This is a genomic window from Pseudomonas sp. Pseusp88 (genome assembly GCF_047303955.1).
Classification (GTDB): Bacteria; Pseudomonadota; Gammaproteobacteria; order Pseudomonadales; family Pseudomonadaceae; genus Aquipseudomonas.
This window is the reverse complement of record NZ_JBGLYM010000003.1, coordinates 44129-58774: the sequence shown is the minus strand read 5'-3', so window position 1 is coordinate 58774 and position 14646 is coordinate 44129. Positions and strand designations below refer to the sequence as shown.

The 14646-nt window shown below is 59.0% G+C and carries 17 protein-coding genes; 15 read left to right on the top strand and 2 right to left on the bottom strand.

Translation table 11 applies throughout. The features are described 5' to 3' along the window. Positions 1-11 precede the first annotated feature (11 nt). The 6 genes from ACCD02_RS04885 to ACCD02_RS04860 are packed head-to-tail and all read left to right on the top strand — an operon-like array spanning position 12 to position 4780. On the top strand, positions 12-671 hold the full coding sequence (locus ACCD02_RS04885; protein ID WP_413298968.1) for an SGNH/GDSL hydrolase family protein: 660 nt from the start codon (positions 12-14) through the stop codon (positions 669-671). Further along, positions 671-1342: a cell division protein FtsQ gene (locus ACCD02_RS04880; RefSeq protein ID WP_413298966.1), complete on the top strand. Its 672-nt coding sequence runs from the start codon at positions 671-673 to the stop codon at positions 1340-1342. The genes ACCD02_RS04885 and ACCD02_RS04880 overlap by 1 nt, the downstream gene beginning before the upstream one ends. 18 nt (positions 1343-1360) lie before the next feature. Beyond that, positions 1361-2776, top strand: a complete 1416-nt coding sequence (locus ACCD02_RS04875; RefSeq protein WP_413298963.1) for an MBOAT family O-acyltransferase — start codon at positions 1361-1363, stop codon at positions 2774-2776. Beyond that, positions 2776-3924, top strand: a complete 1149-nt coding sequence (locus ACCD02_RS04870; RefSeq protein ID WP_413298961.1) for an alginate O-acetyltransferase AlgX-related protein — start codon at positions 2776-2778, stop codon at positions 3922-3924. Before ACCD02_RS04875 ends, ACCD02_RS04870 begins: the two co-directional genes overlap by 1 nt. Positions 3925-3961: 37 nt before the next feature. Further along, positions 3962-4387: a DUF3830 family protein gene (locus tag ACCD02_RS04865; protein ID WP_413298959.1), complete on the top strand. Its 426-nt coding sequence runs from the start codon at positions 3962-3964 to the stop codon at positions 4385-4387. Between the two features lie 45 nt (positions 4388-4432). Next, positions 4433-4780 (top strand): 2-oxoacid ferredoxin oxidoreductase, encoded by a 348-nt coding sequence (locus ACCD02_RS04860; RefSeq protein WP_413298957.1) that lies wholly within the window; start codon positions 4433-4435, stop codon positions 4778-4780. A gap of 215 nt (positions 4781-4995) precedes the next feature. On the opposite strand, the gene ACCD02_RS04855 is transcribed toward ACCD02_RS04860, so the two are convergent. After that, complete coding sequence (locus tag ACCD02_RS04855; RefSeq protein WP_413298955.1) at positions 4996-5331, bottom strand: DUF6388 family protein; 336 nt, start codon at positions 5329-5331, stop codon at positions 4996-4998. 299 nt (positions 5332-5630) lie between these two features. Between ACCD02_RS04855 and ACCD02_RS04850 the strand changes: the two genes are divergently transcribed. From ACCD02_RS04850 to ACCD02_RS04810, 9 genes are all read left to right on the top strand, one after another. Then, positions 5631-6479, top strand: coding sequence for a transporter substrate-binding domain-containing protein (locus ACCD02_RS04850; RefSeq protein WP_259103791.1), 849 nt, complete (start codon positions 5631-5633; stop codon positions 6477-6479). Between the two features lie 64 nt (positions 6480-6543). Next, positions 6544-7206, top strand: coding sequence for an amino acid ABC transporter permease (locus tag ACCD02_RS04845; RefSeq protein ID WP_259103972.1), 663 nt, complete (start codon positions 6544-6546; stop codon positions 7204-7206). 9 nt (positions 7207-7215) lie between these two features. Continuing rightward, positions 7216-7878: an amino acid ABC transporter permease gene (locus ACCD02_RS04840; RefSeq protein ID WP_259103790.1), complete on the top strand. Its 663-nt coding sequence runs from the start codon at positions 7216-7218 to the stop codon at positions 7876-7878. Next, a complete protein-coding gene (locus ACCD02_RS04835) occupies positions 7875-8666 on the top strand; it encodes an amino acid ABC transporter ATP-binding protein (RefSeq protein WP_413298952.1) in 792 nt (263 codons plus the stop codon). The genes ACCD02_RS04840 and ACCD02_RS04835 overlap by 4 nt, the downstream gene beginning before the upstream one ends. A 21-nt stretch (positions 8667-8687) precedes the next feature. Then, the gene (locus ACCD02_RS04830; protein ID WP_413298950.1) at positions 8688-9080 is read left to right on the top strand and encodes a RidA family protein; all 393 of its coding nucleotides are present in this window, start codon (positions 8688-8690) and stop codon (positions 9078-9080) included. Positions 9081-9249: 169 nt separating this feature from the next. Continuing rightward, positions 9250-10014 (top strand): IclR family transcriptional regulator, encoded by a 765-nt coding sequence (locus tag ACCD02_RS04825; RefSeq protein ID WP_413298948.1) that lies wholly within the window; start codon positions 9250-9252, stop codon positions 10012-10014. 230 nt (positions 10015-10244) lie between these two features. Next, positions 10245-11450: an amino acid deaminase gene (locus ACCD02_RS04820; protein WP_413298946.1), complete on the top strand. Its 1206-nt coding sequence runs from the start codon at positions 10245-10247 to the stop codon at positions 11448-11450. A 10-nt stretch (positions 11451-11460) separates the two neighbouring features. Then, the gene (locus ACCD02_RS04815) at positions 11461-12384 is read left to right on the top strand and encodes a sugar kinase (protein WP_413298944.1); all 924 of its coding nucleotides are present in this window, start codon (positions 11461-11463) and stop codon (positions 12382-12384) included. Positions 12385-12753: 369 nt separating this feature from the next. Further along, positions 12754-13434: a hypothetical protein gene (locus ACCD02_RS04810; RefSeq protein WP_413298942.1), complete on the top strand. Its 681-nt coding sequence runs from the start codon at positions 12754-12756 to the stop codon at positions 13432-13434. A gap of 282 nt (positions 13435-13716) precedes the next feature. On the opposite strand, the gene ACCD02_RS04805 is transcribed toward ACCD02_RS04810, so the two are convergent. After that, complete coding sequence (locus ACCD02_RS04805; RefSeq protein ID WP_413298940.1) at positions 13717-14646, bottom strand: magnesium transporter CorA family protein; 930 nt, start codon at positions 14644-14646, stop codon at positions 13717-13719.

Sequence of the window (14646 nt, the reverse complement as noted above, 5' to 3'; positions counted from 1 at the left end):
GGAGAATTCTTATGCCAGCTTCTGTCCTTGCGGGTATGACCCTTTTGGTGCTGGGTGAAAGCCATATGAGCCTTGCCGACCATCTGACCGAGCCATTGAATGCCGCATTGGTTGCCCAAGGGGCAAAAGTACATTCCATTGGCGCCTGTGGTGCCAACCCTGGTGACTGGCTGATCACCAAGAAGGTGGACTGTGGTGCGGAGCAGGTCAATGGCGACAAACTACAGATTAAAGGCCGCGAAGCCACCACCACGCCGATAGGCGAATTGATCGCCAAGGACAAGCCCGACCTGGTCGTGCTGGTCATTGCCGACACCATGGCTTCGTACGATAAGCCGGCGTTCCCCAAGGCATGGGCCTGGCAAAGTGTTACTGGTCTGACCAAGGCCATCGCCGCGACCGGAACCAAATGTGCGTGGGTCGGCCCAGCCTGGGGCAAGGCCGGTGGCATGTACCAGAAGAACGATCCGCGCACCCAGTTGATGTCGCAGTTCCTGGCAAGTAATGTCGCGCCGTGCAGCTATATCGATTCGCTGACCTTCTCCAAGCCTGGCCAATGGGTCACCACCGATGGCCAGCACTTCACTGTGGCCGGTTACAAATCCTGGGCGACCTCTATTGCTGATGCATTGAGCAAGCTGCCAGCTGACGCTGTGAAAGGGGCCAAGTGATGAGTGCTATCCGGGACCTGAGCGTCGTTGCGGCACTGTTACTGAGCTCCAATGCACTGGCCGCGGATATTCCGCTGTATCCCACGGGCCCAGCCGAAGATTCGGCATTCATCCGTTTTATCAATGGCAGTAGTGAGCCGGTGCAGGTGATTGCCCAAGAGGGGCAACCGCCGCTCAAGCTCGATACGCAAAAGCCCGCCTCGCAGTTCTTTGCGGTGCAGGCCAGCAATGACATCAAGGGCAGCCTGGTCAGTGGCGCTCAGCATGTTCCACTGCTGCTGAAGGTCGAGCCGGGAGAGTTCGCCTCCGTGGTCGCACTCTCAGACGGTAAGGGCGGGGTGAAGACGGTGACCGTGCATGACATCCCGGATGATTTCAACGGCCTGAAGGCCTCGTTGGGTTTCTTCAATCTCGACGTCACCTGCGCCGACGCCGTTCTGCGCCCTGCCGGACGCAATGCTGATCTGTTCAAAGGGGTCGCTGAAGGCGGCTTGCAGCGCCGCTCGATCAACCCGGTGCAGCTGTCGGTACAGCTGGTGTGCGGGGGCGCGAATGTCGGCGCTGCGCTGGACCTTGGTGAGTTGAAGGCGGGGGAGCGTTACAGCGTTCTGTTGCTGCCATCTGCGTCCGGCCCACGATTGCTGTTCGCCACTGATTTGTTGTCCCACTGATCGGATTGCGCAATTGCCATGGTCTTCGCCTCGCTCGAGTTCCTGACGCTGTTCCTGCCACTCTTTATGCTGATCTATGCGTTGGTGCCGCAGCGCGGGCGTAACCTGGTACTGCTGATAGGCAGTTGGCTGTTCTACGGTTGGTTAAGCCCCCTGTTTCTGTCGCTGCACATGGCGTTGACTATTGTCGCGTGGGGGGGCGGTCTTTTAATCGACCGTGCCCGTGAAGACTCGCGCGGGCGCGTTCGGTTGCTGATCGCACTGATTGTGTTCAACACCGCAGTGTTGTGCTGGTACAAATACGCCAATATCTTCGCCGCCACCTGGGCCGAACTGATGACTTACTACGGTGCGATGCCGCTGCAATGGCAGAAAGTCGCACTGCCGGCAGGGTTGTCGTTCATAGTGCTGCAAGCGATTTCCTATCTGGTCGACGTGCACAGGCATACCGTGCCGGTGGAGCGCAGCTTCATCAATTACGCGACCTACATCTCGATGTTCGGCCACTCGATTGCCGGGCCGATCATCCGTTACGACTGGGTTCGTCGAGAACTGATACAGCGTTGGTTCAATTGGCAGAACTTCACCCTGGGTGCACGGCGTTTTATGGTCGGCATGTGCATGAAGGTGTTGGTGGCCGACACCCTTTCGCCACTCGTGGACTCAGCCTTTCATCTGGAGAGTCCTTCCTTCATCGATGCCTGGATCGGTTGCCTTGCTTACTCGTTGCAACTGTTCTTCGACTTTGCCGGTTACAGTGCGATGGCCATCGGGCTGGGCCTGATGCTGGGGTTCCATTTCCCGGAAAACTTTAATCGGCCTTATCTGGCCAGCAGCATCCAGGACTTCTGGCGGCGCTGGCATCTGTCGCTGTCAAGCTGGTTGCGCGACTACCTGTACATTGGGCTGGGTGGTAACCGCAATGGTGTGTGGAAAACCTATCGCAACTTGTTCCTGACCATGGCCATTGCCGGGCTTTGGCACGGTGGTGACAGTTGGAATTACTTGCTCTGGGGCTCGGCCCATGGTGTGGCGTTGTGTGTCGACCGTCTCTGGTCGCGTTCCAGCCTGCCGGCCGTACCCCGTTGGCTGGCACATGTACTGACCTTATTGTTCGTATGTCTGGCATGGACGCTGTTTCGCGCGCCGAACTTTCATGCGGCGCTGAGCATGTACGCCGGGCAGTTTGGCTTGCAGGGCATGGCCCTGGGGGATGCGCTGGCAGTGACGATGCGCCCGGTGCAGGGCTTGGCAGCACTCTTGGGTGTGCTGTGCGTGATCCTGCCGATATGGCAGACGCGATATGAACAACGACTGGCTGACAATGCGCTGTTCGCATTGGCTGCCGCCCTTTGGCCCGTAGCTGGTTTCCTGCTGTGCTTTGCGCTGATCGCCAGCCGGGAAGCCGTGCCCTTTCTGTACTTTCAGTTCTGATGACGACGCCAACACTTCCTCCGTCCCCTACACCGGTTGCGCCGAGTAAACTCGCCGCCAGTGCCAGTAAATTTCCGGGAGTCGCTCTGGCGGCGATGCTCTCGGTCGGGCTGCTTTCCTGTGCCTGGTTACTGGTCAATGGAAAAGTCGAGCTGATACCAGCCAATCTCACCGCTGATGAGGTACTGCACGGCACGCTCACCCACAAGGTTGCCAAGCAGTTATCCAAGTCCTGGCTGCCTGAACAGGCCGCAAACCTGGAGCGCGGCGTCAGTTGGCTGCTATTTCATGATGCCGGCCCTCGGGTGCGGCAAGGGTGTGATGGCTGGTTGTTTCTCACTGACGAGTTTCGTATCAACCCGCATGCCCAAGCCAACGCCCTGGTCAAAATGCAAACGCTCAGCGATATCCAGCAGCGCGTAAAACAGCGAGGCATCAAGCTATTGGTGGTGGTTGTGCCGGATAAAAGCCGCATGGCTTCCGATTACTTATGTGATTTACGCCGCCCGGCCATACTGATTAGAAGGGTGCAGGACTGGACCAGTCAGTTAAGTCAGGCGGGTGTATCAGTATTGGACCTGGCGCCATCCCTTCAACCGCTGGGTGCGGCGGCTTACCTGCGTACCGACACGCACTGGAGCGAAGCCGGAGCGAACGCTGCTGCCAATGCCATTGCTGCTCAGGTGCGCACGCTGGGGATTAGTGCGACGCCGAAGAAAAACTTCGAGGTAAAAAGCGATGCTCTGACCTTGCGTCCGGGTGATTTGGTGCGCTTGGCCGGAATCGACTGGCTACCGTTACGCTTGCAACCTGCCACGGAAAGTGTCGCGGCTACAAAGATCAGCGAGCGTCAAGAGAACGTTCAGACAGGGGGTGACAACCTTGACGACTTGTTCGCAGACAGCAATCTGCCCAATGTCGCATTGATCGGCACCTCATTCTCGCGAAACTCAAACTTCCTGGGTTTCCTGCAACTGGCTCTCGGTGCATCTGTTGGCAGTTTCGCCAAGGATGGTGGCGAATTCTCCGGTAGCGCAAACCAGTATTTCAACAACCCGGCTTTTAAACAGACGCCCCCGAAACTGATCATCTGGGAAATTCCCGAACGTGACCTGCAAACACCTTATGAGAAGATAGAGGGAATTTGAGCCCACAGCTGGGCAGGTCCCAACCACGAGATGAGCTATGACCACCATCAAAATCACCACCGGCGGCTTTTCATTCCTCGCCGAAACCAACCCCGATGCCCCGCAGACCGTCGCGGCATTCCTGCAATTGCTGCCTTACCGGCAGAAATTCATTCACGTGCGCTGGAGCGGCGAGGGCTGCTGGGTGCCGCTGGGGGATTACCAACTGGCGCTGGACGGCAAACCCATCGGTTTTGAGAACGCCACCAGCCATCCTTCAGTGGGCGACATTCTGTTCTATCCCGGCGGCTACAGCGAAACCGAGCTGCTTGTGGCCTATGGCTCCTGCTGCTTTGCCAGCAAGATGGGGCAGTTGGCCGGTAATCACTTCCTGACCATCGTCGAGGGCAAGGAAAACCTGCGCAAGCTGGGGGTCAAGACGTTATGGGAAGGCGCTCAGGATGTGTTGTTCGAACTGGCGTGATGCGGGGGCGATGATAGAATCGCGCTTTTTCAGCAAAGGCATGCCATGAAAACTCTACTCTGTGTACTCACTGCCGCGTTGCTGGCCGGGTGCGCCGCGCCTTCAGGGATGGCGCGTTCTGGTGGTCCGAAGCAGACCCTGACCAGTGAAAAGCCGGAAGCCGCCGTAGCGCAGTGCCTGCAGATTGCCTGGCAGGATGAAAAACTTTTCGGTAACAGCTTTGACGTGTTCATGAACCCACGGGGCGAGGGCGGTCATACGGTGTTCACCACTGAGAATGAATTCTTTGCCGATGTATATGCGCAGGGGCGCAATACCTTGGTCGAGTACTACACCAAGCGCAGTGGCGAAGTTTCGGAGCGGCGGGTAGCGGCAATCGCGACCTGTCTCTGAATCGATGTGGGAGCGGATTTATTCGCGACCAGGGCGCTACAAACGATATATCTATCGTATTCACTGGCCTCTTCGCGAATGAATTCGCTCCCACAGTGGCGCATGCATATTGTCGGATTTGTGGGAGCGGATTCATCCGCGAAAGGGCCGTTCCGGCTTTACAGCAAACACAGAGTCTCCCACAATTGTCTCCCGCAATATTCTCTACACGCTACTTATCCGGCGCTCTTGAGCCCATTCAACTCGCAATATTCCGCCCATTCCATTCCGGCCATCTCGGCCACTTCCTTATGTACCTCAAGGCGCTGCGCCTCGAATTGCTCAGGCGATTCTGCGGTCAGTTGCAAGGTCAGTTCCCAGGCGAACAATCCCAGGCGTTGCGCCTCTTCCTCGAACGCTTCGTGCAGGCGCTCTTCCCGGTATTGCTGTTGCGTCAGCCCCGCAGCCTGGGCGGCGAGGGGGTTGAGGTGATCCAGAGTTTCCTGCAGCGCGGGGCGATCTGCGAGAAATAGTGCCAGCGCACGTTGATGCGGCTGTTCGGGCAGGGACATGGTGCTCCTTGGTAATCGAAAGGATGTAGACGCGAATATAGCACTGCGCCTTTGTGGCGCAATCGCGCACAGCATTGGGGCCTTGTTACCCAGTGCTGGGTGGGCCGGTAGCAGCAGGTTATCCGCTGCATTCATCGCGGTTGTGGTTGTCGCCCTGGTTATTACCTTGATCTGAATCGCTTTTTTCGGGGTTGCCATGAGCCTGGGGTTCTGTGGCACACTTTCTGCTGTCTATTCCGTTGTTACATACCTAGTTCCGTTATAGCGGAATAAACACTTATCTCGGCGGAGTTCATGTCATGCATCGCGGACCTTCCTTTCTGAAAGCTTGTGCATTTGCGCTGGCGGCAACAGCCACCCTGGTCACTTCGGTGCAGGCAGCCGACAGCAAACTGGATACGGTATTGAAACGCGGCACACTCGTCGTCGGGACCGGCAGCACCAACGCCCCTTGGCACTTCCAGGGCGTCGACGGCAAGCTGCACGGTTTCGATATCGATATCGGGCACATCATTGCCAAGGGCCTGTTCAACGACCCGAGCAAGGTCGAGTACGTGGTGCAGTCCTCTGATGCGCGGATTCCCAACCTGCTGACGGACAAAGTCGATATCACCTGTCAGTTCATTACCGTGACCGCCAGCCGTGCCCAGCAGGTGGCCTTCACCCTGCCTTACTATCGCGAAGGTGTCGGCCTGCTGTTGCCGGAGGCCAGCAAGTACAAGGAAATCGACGATCTCAAGGCCGCCGGTTCCAGCGTTACCGTGGCCGTATTGCAGAACGTCTACGCCGAAGAACTGGTGCACCAGGCCCTGCCTCAGGCCAAGGTCGATCAATACGACAGCGTCGACCTGATGTATCAGGCGGTCAATTCCGGCCGTGCCGATGCCGCCGCCACGGATCAATCCTCGGTCAAGTACCTGATGGTGCAGAACCCTGGTCGCTACCGTTCGCCGGCCTATGCATGGAGTCCGCAGACCTACGCCTGTGCGGTCAAGCGCGGCGATCAGGACTGGCTGAATTTCGTCAACACCACCCTGCATGAAGCCATGACCGGTGTGGAGTTCCCGATGTATGCCGCGTCGTTCAAACAATGGTTCGGCGTGGATCTGCCAACCCCGGCGATCGGTTTCCCGATGGAATTCAAATAAGTCGAACCTTGATTGATGGGGCAGGGTGGGCCGCAAGGCTTGCCCGTCCCTGGTACTGCTGACCATGAACTATCAGTTGAATTTTTCCGCCGTGTGGCGCGACTTTCCCAGCCTGCTGGCGGGGTTGGGGCTGGGCCTTGAGCTGGCGCTGATCTCCATCGCCATCGGCTGCGTGATCGGTCTGATGGCGGCCTTTGCCCTGCTATCGCGTTACCGCGCCTTGCGCGTGCTGGCCTCGGTCTATGTCACCGTGGTGCGCAATACGCCGATCCTGGTGCTGATCCTGCTGATCTACTTTGCCTTGCCGGGGCTGGGCATTCGCCTGGATAAACTGTCCTCGTTCATCGTCACCCTGTCGTTCTACGCCGGGGCTTACCTGACCGAAGTGTTCCGTGCAGGCCTGTTGAGTATTCACAAGGGCCAGCGCGAAGCCGGGCTGGCCATTGGCCTGGGTGAGTGGCAGGTGCGGGCTTACATTCTTGTGCCGGTGATGCTGCGCAACGTTTTGCCCGCGCTGTCCAACAACTTTATCTCGCTGTTCAAGGACACCTCCCTGGCCGCGGCCATTGCCGTGCCTGAGCTGACCTATTACGCACGCAAGATCAACGTCGAAAGCTATCGGGTTATCGAAACCTGGCTGGTGACCACGGCGCTGTATGTCGCTGCCTGCTATCTCATTGCCATGCTCTTGCGCTACCTCGAACAGCGCTTGGCGATACGCCGCTAGGAGGCCGTCATGAATCCACCCCTCACTTGGCTGCAAGTGCTCTGGGCCGCCCGGGAAACCTTGTGGTCAGGCTTTTTGACCAGTATCCAGTGCTCGGCCCTGGCGATTGTCTGCGGCACGTTTATCGGCTTGTTTGCCGGGCTGGCCCTGACCTACGGCAACACCCTGACACGCTTGCCGTTTCGGCTATACGTCGACCTGATTCGCGGCACGCCGGTTTTCGTCCTCGTGCTGGCGGTCTTTTATATGGCCCCGGCCCTGGGTTGGCAGATCAGCGCTTTTCAGGCCGGAGCATTGGGCCTGACCCTGTTCTGCGGCTCCCACGTCGCGGAGATCGTGCGCGGCGCCCTGCAAGCCATTCCACGCGGGCAACTGGAGGCAGGCAAGGCCATTGGCCTGACGTTCCAGCAGTCCCTGGCCTACGTGCTGTTGCCCCAGGCTCTGCGGCAGATCCTGCCGACCTGGGTCAACTCTTCCACCGAGATCGTCAAGGCTTCGACCCTGCTCTCGGTGATCGGCGTTGCCGAATTGCTGCTCAGTACCCAACAGATCATCGCCCGGACCTTCATGACCCTGGAGTTCTATCTGTTCGCCGGTTTTCTGTTCTTTATCATCAACTACGCCATCGAGCTGCTCGGGCGATTCATCGAAAAACGGGTGGCCTTGCCATGATCGAAATCTCAACCGCAAAAGTCGCCCCGGCCCTGCTGAGCATTGAAGGCCTGCACAAGTCCTATGGCGAAGTCGAAGTGCTCAAGGGCGTCGACCTGCACATGAACAAGGGCAATGTCGTGACCCTGATCGGCTCCAGCGGCTCGGGCAAGACCACCTTGCTGCGCTGCGTCAATCTGCTGGAAGAATTCCAGGGTGGGCACATTCGTCTGGATGGTCAGGACATCGGTTATAGCGATATCGACGGCAAGCGCGTGCGCCATGCCGAGCGGGTCATCGCCCAGCACCGGGCCATGACCGGTATGGCGTTCCAGCAGTTCAACCTGTTTCCGCACCTGAGCGCCTTGCAGAACGTTACCCTGGGCTTGCTCAAGGTGAAGAAGATGCCCAAGGATCAGGCGGTCGCGCTGGCGGAAAAATGGCTCGACCGGGTCGGTCTGTTGCAGCGTCGTGATCACTTTCCGGGGCAACTGTCCGGTGGTCAGCAGCAGCGCGTGGCCATTGCCCGGGCCATCGCCATGAACCCCAGCCTGATGTTGTTCGACGAAGTCACCTCGGCCCTGGACCCGGAGCTGGTCGGCGAAGTGCTCAGCGTGATCAAGGATCTGGCCGAGGAGGGCATGACCATGTTGCTGGTCACCCACGAAATGCGCTTCGCCTACGAAGTGTCGGACCAGATCGTCTTTATGAACCAGGGCCGTATCGAGGAACAGGGCCCACCCAAGACATTGTTCGAGCAGCCGAAATCCGCGCGCTTGAGCGAATTCCTCAAGAACATCCGCTTTTAAGCTCACTGACAGGAGATCCCCATGAGCATTACTCGTTACGGTGCAGGCAGCACCGCTGGCGGCGGCCAGCCCCGTCCTTTCGCCCGTGCCGTCGAAGCCGATGGTTGGCTGCATGTGTCCGGCCAGGTGCCTGCCGTTGACGGCGAGATCATCAACGGCGGTATCGTCGAGCAAACTCACCAGACCATGAAGAACCTGGTCGCGATCCTCAGCGAAGCCGGTTATGAACTCAAAGACGTGGTGCGCGTCGGCGTCTGGCTTGAAGACCCGCGGGACTTCTGGAGCTTCAACAAGGTTTTTGGCGAGTACTTCAGCCCCGAGCACGCCCCGGCGCGGGCCTGCGTACAGGCCAACATGATGGTGGACTGCAAGGTCGAGATCGATTGCATTGCCTACAAGAAAAAGGCGGCGTAACCGACCCCCTATTTGATTGAAATGCGGTTTTGTAGGAGCTGCCGAAGGCTGCGAGCGCGTTGTGAAGCCATTCGCAGCCTTCGGCAGCTCTTACAGATTGCGTGTTTGCAGCACGATAGCGGCGTAACCGGGCGTAGAATCCGCGTCACATTCTCAGGACAGCACCGACATGACCGAAGACACCATCAAACGCAGGGCCCGTGGTCTGGACCGGGCGTTCGATATTCTCGATTTCCTCAAGGAAAAGGGTACGCCCCTGCGTCCCAACGAAATTGCCAGTGGCATCGGCAGCCCGAAATCGACGGTCTATGAACTGGTCAGCTCCCTGCTGGAGCGGCGCATTCTGGAAACCGTCGGCAAGGAAGGTCATGTCTACCTGGGGCGGCAGCTGTACTTTCTCGGCCAGGCGCACCTGCGGCATTTCGATTTCACCCGTGAGGCCGAAGCCAGCCTGGGCGAGATCGTCAGCCAGACCCGGGAAACCGCGCAAATGTGCCTGCTCAACGGGCGCAAATACACCGTGGCGCTGATGAAAGAGGGGGAGCGGCATTTCCGCATTTCCTCGGATATAGGCGAAGACGCGCCGATTCCCTGGACCGCCTCCGGCCGCCTGCTGCTGGCCCACCTGAGCGATCAGGCGATCAGCGACCTGATCGATCCCGAGGATTTCATACTGCCAGACGGTGAGCGCCTGCCGCTGCAAACCTTTATCGATCAGATTCGTCGCGCAGGGGAAGAGGGCTTCTTTTCCTTCGACAGTGTCGCCGACACCTTTACCCATTGCTTCGCCGCCCCGGTCAGGGACGAACACGGCATTTGCATGGCTACCCTGTGCATCGTCGCGCCCCGGGCCGACGCGAAGAAAAACTACGACGAGTATCGCCGGGTGCTGATCGACAGCGCCAATGGCCTGGCTCGTCGAATCAATGACTGACGGGGGTAGGTGATCCCGCCCCGTTTTCAACGCCGCGCTGTCGCGCCGCAAACAATGTGGGACCGGCTTTAGCCGGGAAGGCGCAGGCAGGATCGATACACTTCTATCGTCTGCCATATCACTTCCCGGCTAAAGCCGGTCCCTCGAAAACGCGGTTAATTCAGTGGGTGACGGCGCATCTGCAACAGCGCGTCGCATTTCTGCCACCGCGTTCTATCAGGAGAACAACAATGAGTATTGCCGCCATAGAAAAAGGTGCCGCGCAACCGGGTGACTGCCTGGTCCGTGATGTCAGCCTGCCTGCCCTGGTCATCCACCAAGAGGCGCTGCATCACAATATTCGCTGGATGCAGGCCTTTGTCAGCAACAGCGGCGCCGAACTGGCGCCCCATGGCAAAACCAGCATGGTGCCGGCCCTGTTTCGTCGGCAACTGGAAGAGGGGGCCTGGGGCATTACCCTGGCCACGGCTGTGCAGACTCGCGCGGCCTACGCCCATGGCGTGCGTCGGGTGCTGCTGGCCAACCAATTGGTCGGTGCACCGAATATGGCGCTGATTGCCGAGCTGCTTGCCGACAGCCAGTTCGATTTCCATTGCATGGTCGATCACCCCGATAACGTCGCCGCCCTGGGTGAGTTCTTCGGCGCCCGTGGTCTGCGCCTGAATGTGATGATCGAATACGGTGTGGTCGGTGGTCGCTGCGGCTGCCGTTCCGAACAGGAAGTCCTGGCCCTGGCCGCTGCCATCGCCGAACAACCGGCCCTGGCCCTGACTGGTATCGAAGGCTACGAAGGGGTGATCCACGGTGATCAGGCCGTCAGCGGCATCAAGGCTTTCGCCGCCTCACTGGTCAGCCTCGCCGTTCAGTTGCAGGACAAGGGCGCCTTTGCCCTGGACCGGCCCATCGTCACCGCGTCCGGCTCTGCCTGGTACGACCTGATCGCCGAAGCTTTCGACGCCAAGGCCGTACGTGATCGCTTCCTCAGCGTGCTGCGCCCTGGCAGCTACGTGGTGCATGACCACGGCATCTATAAAGACGCGCAATGCTGCGTGCTGGATCGTCGCAGCGAACTCACCGAAGGCTTGCGCCCGGCCCTGGAGGTCTGGGCCCATGTGCAGTCCATGCCGGAACCGGGCTTTGCCGTGATAGCCCTGGGCAAGCGCGATGTCGCCTACGATGCCGGCCTGCCCATGCCGCTGCTGCGCTACAAGGCCGGTGTATTGCCAGCCACGGGCGAAGATGTCAGCGCCTGCAAGGTCACCGCCGTGATGGATCAGCATGCCTTTATGACGGTGGCGCCGGGCTGCGAACTGAAGATCGGCGACATCATCGCCTTCGGCACCTCACACCCGTGCCTGACTTTCGATAAATGGCGTTCGGGCTGTCTGGTCGGCGACGACTTGACGGTGATCGAGTCCTTCGATACCTGCTTCTGAGGGCTGGTCCATGCCTGAATCCAATCTGCGCATCGCCCTGATCGGCGAATGCATGATCGAGTTGCAGCAGCACGCCGATGGCAGCCTGCACCAGAGTTTTGGCGGCGACACCCTGAATACCGCCGTGTACCTGACCCGTCTGTTGGGCAGCCGGGGGCAGGTGGACTACGTCACCGCCCTGGGCGACGACAGTTTCAGTGACGCCATGTGTCGGCAGTGGGCGCAGGAAGGCATCGGCCTTGCGCAGGTCCAGCGCCTGTCGGGGCGTTTGCCGGGGCTGTATTGCATCCAGACCGATGGCAATGGCGAACGGCGTTTCCTGTACTGGCGCAACGAAGCGGCGGTGCGGGACTGCTTCACCACGGCCGCCGCCGAACCCATCCTCGCGGCGTTGCCGGAGTACGACGTGCTGTATTTCAGCGGTATCACCCTGGCCGTGCTGGGCGAGCAAGGCCGGGCGCGGTTGCTGGAGGTACTGACCGAAGCCCGCAGTCGGGGGGCGAAGGTGGTGTTCGACAATAACTATCGGCCACGGCTATGGACCAGTGTCGAGCAGGCGCGGGTGGCATATCGGGACTGCCTGCAACAGGTGGATCTGGCGCTGCTGACCGAGGATGACGAACAGGCCCTGTACGGTTACGCCGATACCGAGCACTTGTTGGCGGCCTATCCGGGCATCGGGGAAGTGGTGGTCAAGCGTGGCGCACTGAACTGTGTGGTCAAGGCTGACGGTCAGCGTTTTGAAATCCCGGCCCAGGCGGTGGCCCAGGTGGTCGATACCACGGCGGCGGGGGACTCGTTCAGTGCCGGGTATCTGGCTGAGCGGTTACTGGGCACGGATCCGGTTACTGCTGCCGAGGCGGGGCATCGCCTGGCCAGTACCGTGATTCAGCATCGCGGGGCGTTGATTCCGTTATCGGCAATGCCGCAATGATCTGTAGGAGCGAGGCTTGCCCGCGAATAAGCGGTGTGTGCAGTCGACATATTGTCTGCGCCTGGAATACTGCTTTCGCGGGCAAGCCTCGCTCCTACAAGTGAACCTGTCTCATAACACCTTGTCTTTTCGAAATATTTTGTTGCTTGAAAGCGTCAAAAAAGTCACTTATTTGACCAGCGGATGCAACCTGTTGGTCATTTGCGCGTCTGAACCCTGCATTCTTCATACCGAAACAAATTGCCATTACCCTCTGGGAGCCTCGACAGGAAAGGCTGGCGATAGATTGACAGGACGTCATTGAGGGCTGCACACGGCCCAAACAAACGGTCGTACTTTCTTCAAACGTATACCCGGACTGCCACTCCCATGACCCTTTTCAAAACGCCTATATTCAGCCGTATACGCAAGCACGGCAGGTACTATCTGTTGCCGGTGTTGGTCATCACCTCGTCGGTGTTCAGCCTCGGTGCCGGATTGGGTGTGCATGCCGAACCTGCCAACGGCACCCAGACCCTGGTGTTTCTTCGCCATGCGGAGAAACCCGACATGGGCCTGGGGCAACTGAACTGCCAGGGCCTGAACCGTGCCATCGACCTTTCTGAGCTACTGCCCAAGGAGTTCGGCAAGGCTGACTTCATCTTCGCCGCCAACCCCAGCCGCCACGTTGAAGAAGGCGCTGGCGATAAATCCTACAGCTACCTGCGGCCGCTGATGACAGTTGGCCCCAGCGCCATCAAGCTCGGCCTGCCGATCAATATCGACTACGCCGCCAACGACACCGGTGACCTGGCGTCGGAGCTGCTGCGCGACAAATACCACGACGCAACCATCTATACTGCCTGGTCCCACGGCTATCTGCCGGAACTGGTCAACAAGGTTGCGCAGCAAGCCTCCGGCCATAAGGTCAAACTGGTGGATGACTGGACCGGAGACGATTTCGACTCGGTGCTGGTTCTGACCCTCAAGTGGGTCAATGGCAAGGCGTCGCTGGAGTATGAAAACTACAAGCAGGGCTTGAACAATGGGCCGGTAGGTTGCCCGACCTGAGCTGAGAGCCACAGATGATGGTACGCATGGCTCGGTTTTGTGGGAGATTCTATGTTTGCTGTAAAGCCAGAGCAGCCCCTTCGCGGATGAATCCGCACAGATCCGACGATATGCACAGCGCTACTGTGGGAGCGAATTCATTCGCGAAGGCTTTATTCCGGACGCCGCCAATGTGTTGGATGCACTGGCCCCTTCGCGGATGAATCCGCTCCCACAATTCGTTCCCACAGAATTCACATGTTTGGCGTTTGCGGTGGGTGCTCATCCTGTCCAGGATCTGTATCACGACGCCCTGGCCATCCGCCGCAACCCCCACACCATCGCCGCGCCCATCCCCAGCATCGCCACGATCAGTGCCGTGTAGGACCACCACCACGGCAGCGGCGCGGTCATCATGCTGTATTCGGACATCCCGCCAATGCCGGCGATCAGGTTCAGGGGTAGAAACACCACGTTGATCAGGGTCAGTTTGCGCAGCAGGTTATTGGTGCTGTTGTTGACCAGGTTGCCCCGGGCGTCCATCAGCCCGGCAAACACCGTCGAATAGATCTCCGCCTGTTTGTAGCACTGGTTGTTCTCGATGATCATGTCGTCGATCAGCCCCAGACAGTCACTGCTGTAATGTTTCTTCTCGGCATGATTGCGCAGGCGGGTCAGGACGGCGCCGTTGCTGTGCAGCGCGTTGATGTAATACACCAGGCTTTCACTGAGGTTGAACATCTGCAGCAGATGGCGGTTTTCCAGGGACGAATTGAATTTCTGTTGCAACTCCCGGGCGACCATCTTGATCACCTTCAGGTGGCCCAGATAGTGATGGATATTGTTGAACAACAGGTCGAGCAATACATCCAGCGGTTCATTCATTGTCTCGCGACGGCCAAGCCCGCTCAGTGGCTTGTCGTCGTTACAAATCAGCAACAGGCAGTCATCGCGCAGCAACAGCCCGAACGAAGACACGTCGAAGGAGAAACTGTCCTGTCCCGAGTAGTTCTCCGGGCGCTTCCAGATCAGGAACAGCGAGTCCGGGTGAAATTCGATGCGTGACACCTCGTCCGGGTCAAGGGCCGAGGCGACGGCGTGTTCATCCAGGCGAAAGTGCAGCCGTAACCAGTCGTGGTCGCCGACATCGGGTTTGCTGCACCACAACACCTGGGCCGGTTGCTGTGTGGCGGGGTAGAGCCGACCGTCTTGCAGCCGCAGTGATCTGATCAT

Excerpts from the sequence above, each read along its gene's own strand:
- ACCD02_RS04885 (WP_413298968.1), top strand. The coding sequence starts at position 12 with ATGCCAGCTTCTGTCCTTGCGGGTATGACCCTTTTGGTGCTGGGTGAA.
- ACCD02_RS04880 (WP_413298966.1), top strand. The coding sequence starts at position 671 with ATGAGTGCTATCCGGGACCTGAGCGTCGTTGCGGCACTGTTACTGAGC.
- ACCD02_RS04875 (WP_413298963.1), top strand. The coding sequence starts at position 1,361 with ATGGTCTTCGCCTCGCTCGAGTTCCTGACGCTGTTCCTGCCACTCTTT.
- ACCD02_RS04870 (WP_413298961.1), top strand. The coding sequence starts at position 2,776 with ATGACGACGCCAACACTTCCTCCGTCCCCTACACCGGTTGCGCCGAGT.
- ACCD02_RS04865 (WP_413298959.1), top strand. The coding sequence starts at position 3,962 with ATGACCACCATCAAAATCACCACCGGCGGCTTTTCATTCCTCGCCGAA.
- ACCD02_RS04860 (WP_413298957.1), top strand. The coding sequence starts at position 4,433 with ATGAAAACTCTACTCTGTGTACTCACTGCCGCGTTGCTGGCCGGGTGC.
- ACCD02_RS04855 (WP_413298955.1), bottom strand. The coding sequence starts at position 5,331 with ATGTCCCTGCCCGAACAGCCGCATCAACGTGCGCTGGCACTATTTCTC.
- ACCD02_RS04850 (WP_259103791.1), top strand. The coding sequence starts at position 5,631 with ATGCATCGCGGACCTTCCTTTCTGAAAGCTTGTGCATTTGCGCTGGCG.
- ACCD02_RS04845 (WP_259103972.1), top strand. The coding sequence starts at position 6,544 with ATGAACTATCAGTTGAATTTTTCCGCCGTGTGGCGCGACTTTCCCAGC.
- ACCD02_RS04840 (WP_259103790.1), top strand. The coding sequence starts at position 7,216 with ATGAATCCACCCCTCACTTGGCTGCAAGTGCTCTGGGCCGCCCGGGAA.
- ACCD02_RS04835 (WP_413298952.1), top strand. The coding sequence starts at position 7,875 with ATGATCGAAATCTCAACCGCAAAAGTCGCCCCGGCCCTGCTGAGCATT.
- ACCD02_RS04830 (WP_413298950.1), top strand. The coding sequence starts at position 8,688 with ATGAGCATTACTCGTTACGGTGCAGGCAGCACCGCTGGCGGCGGCCAG.
- ACCD02_RS04825 (WP_413298948.1), top strand. The coding sequence starts at position 9,250 with ATGACCGAAGACACCATCAAACGCAGGGCCCGTGGTCTGGACCGGGCG.
- ACCD02_RS04820 (WP_413298946.1), top strand. The coding sequence starts at position 10,245 with ATGAGTATTGCCGCCATAGAAAAAGGTGCCGCGCAACCGGGTGACTGC.
- ACCD02_RS04815 (WP_413298944.1), top strand. The coding sequence starts at position 11,461 with ATGCCTGAATCCAATCTGCGCATCGCCCTGATCGGCGAATGCATGATC.
- ACCD02_RS04810 (WP_413298942.1), top strand. The coding sequence starts at position 12,754 with ATGACCCTTTTCAAAACGCCTATATTCAGCCGTATACGCAAGCACGGC.
- ACCD02_RS04805 (WP_413298940.1), bottom strand. The coding sequence starts at position 14,646 with ATGATCAGATCACTGCGGCTGCAAGACGGTCGGCTCTACCCCGCCACA.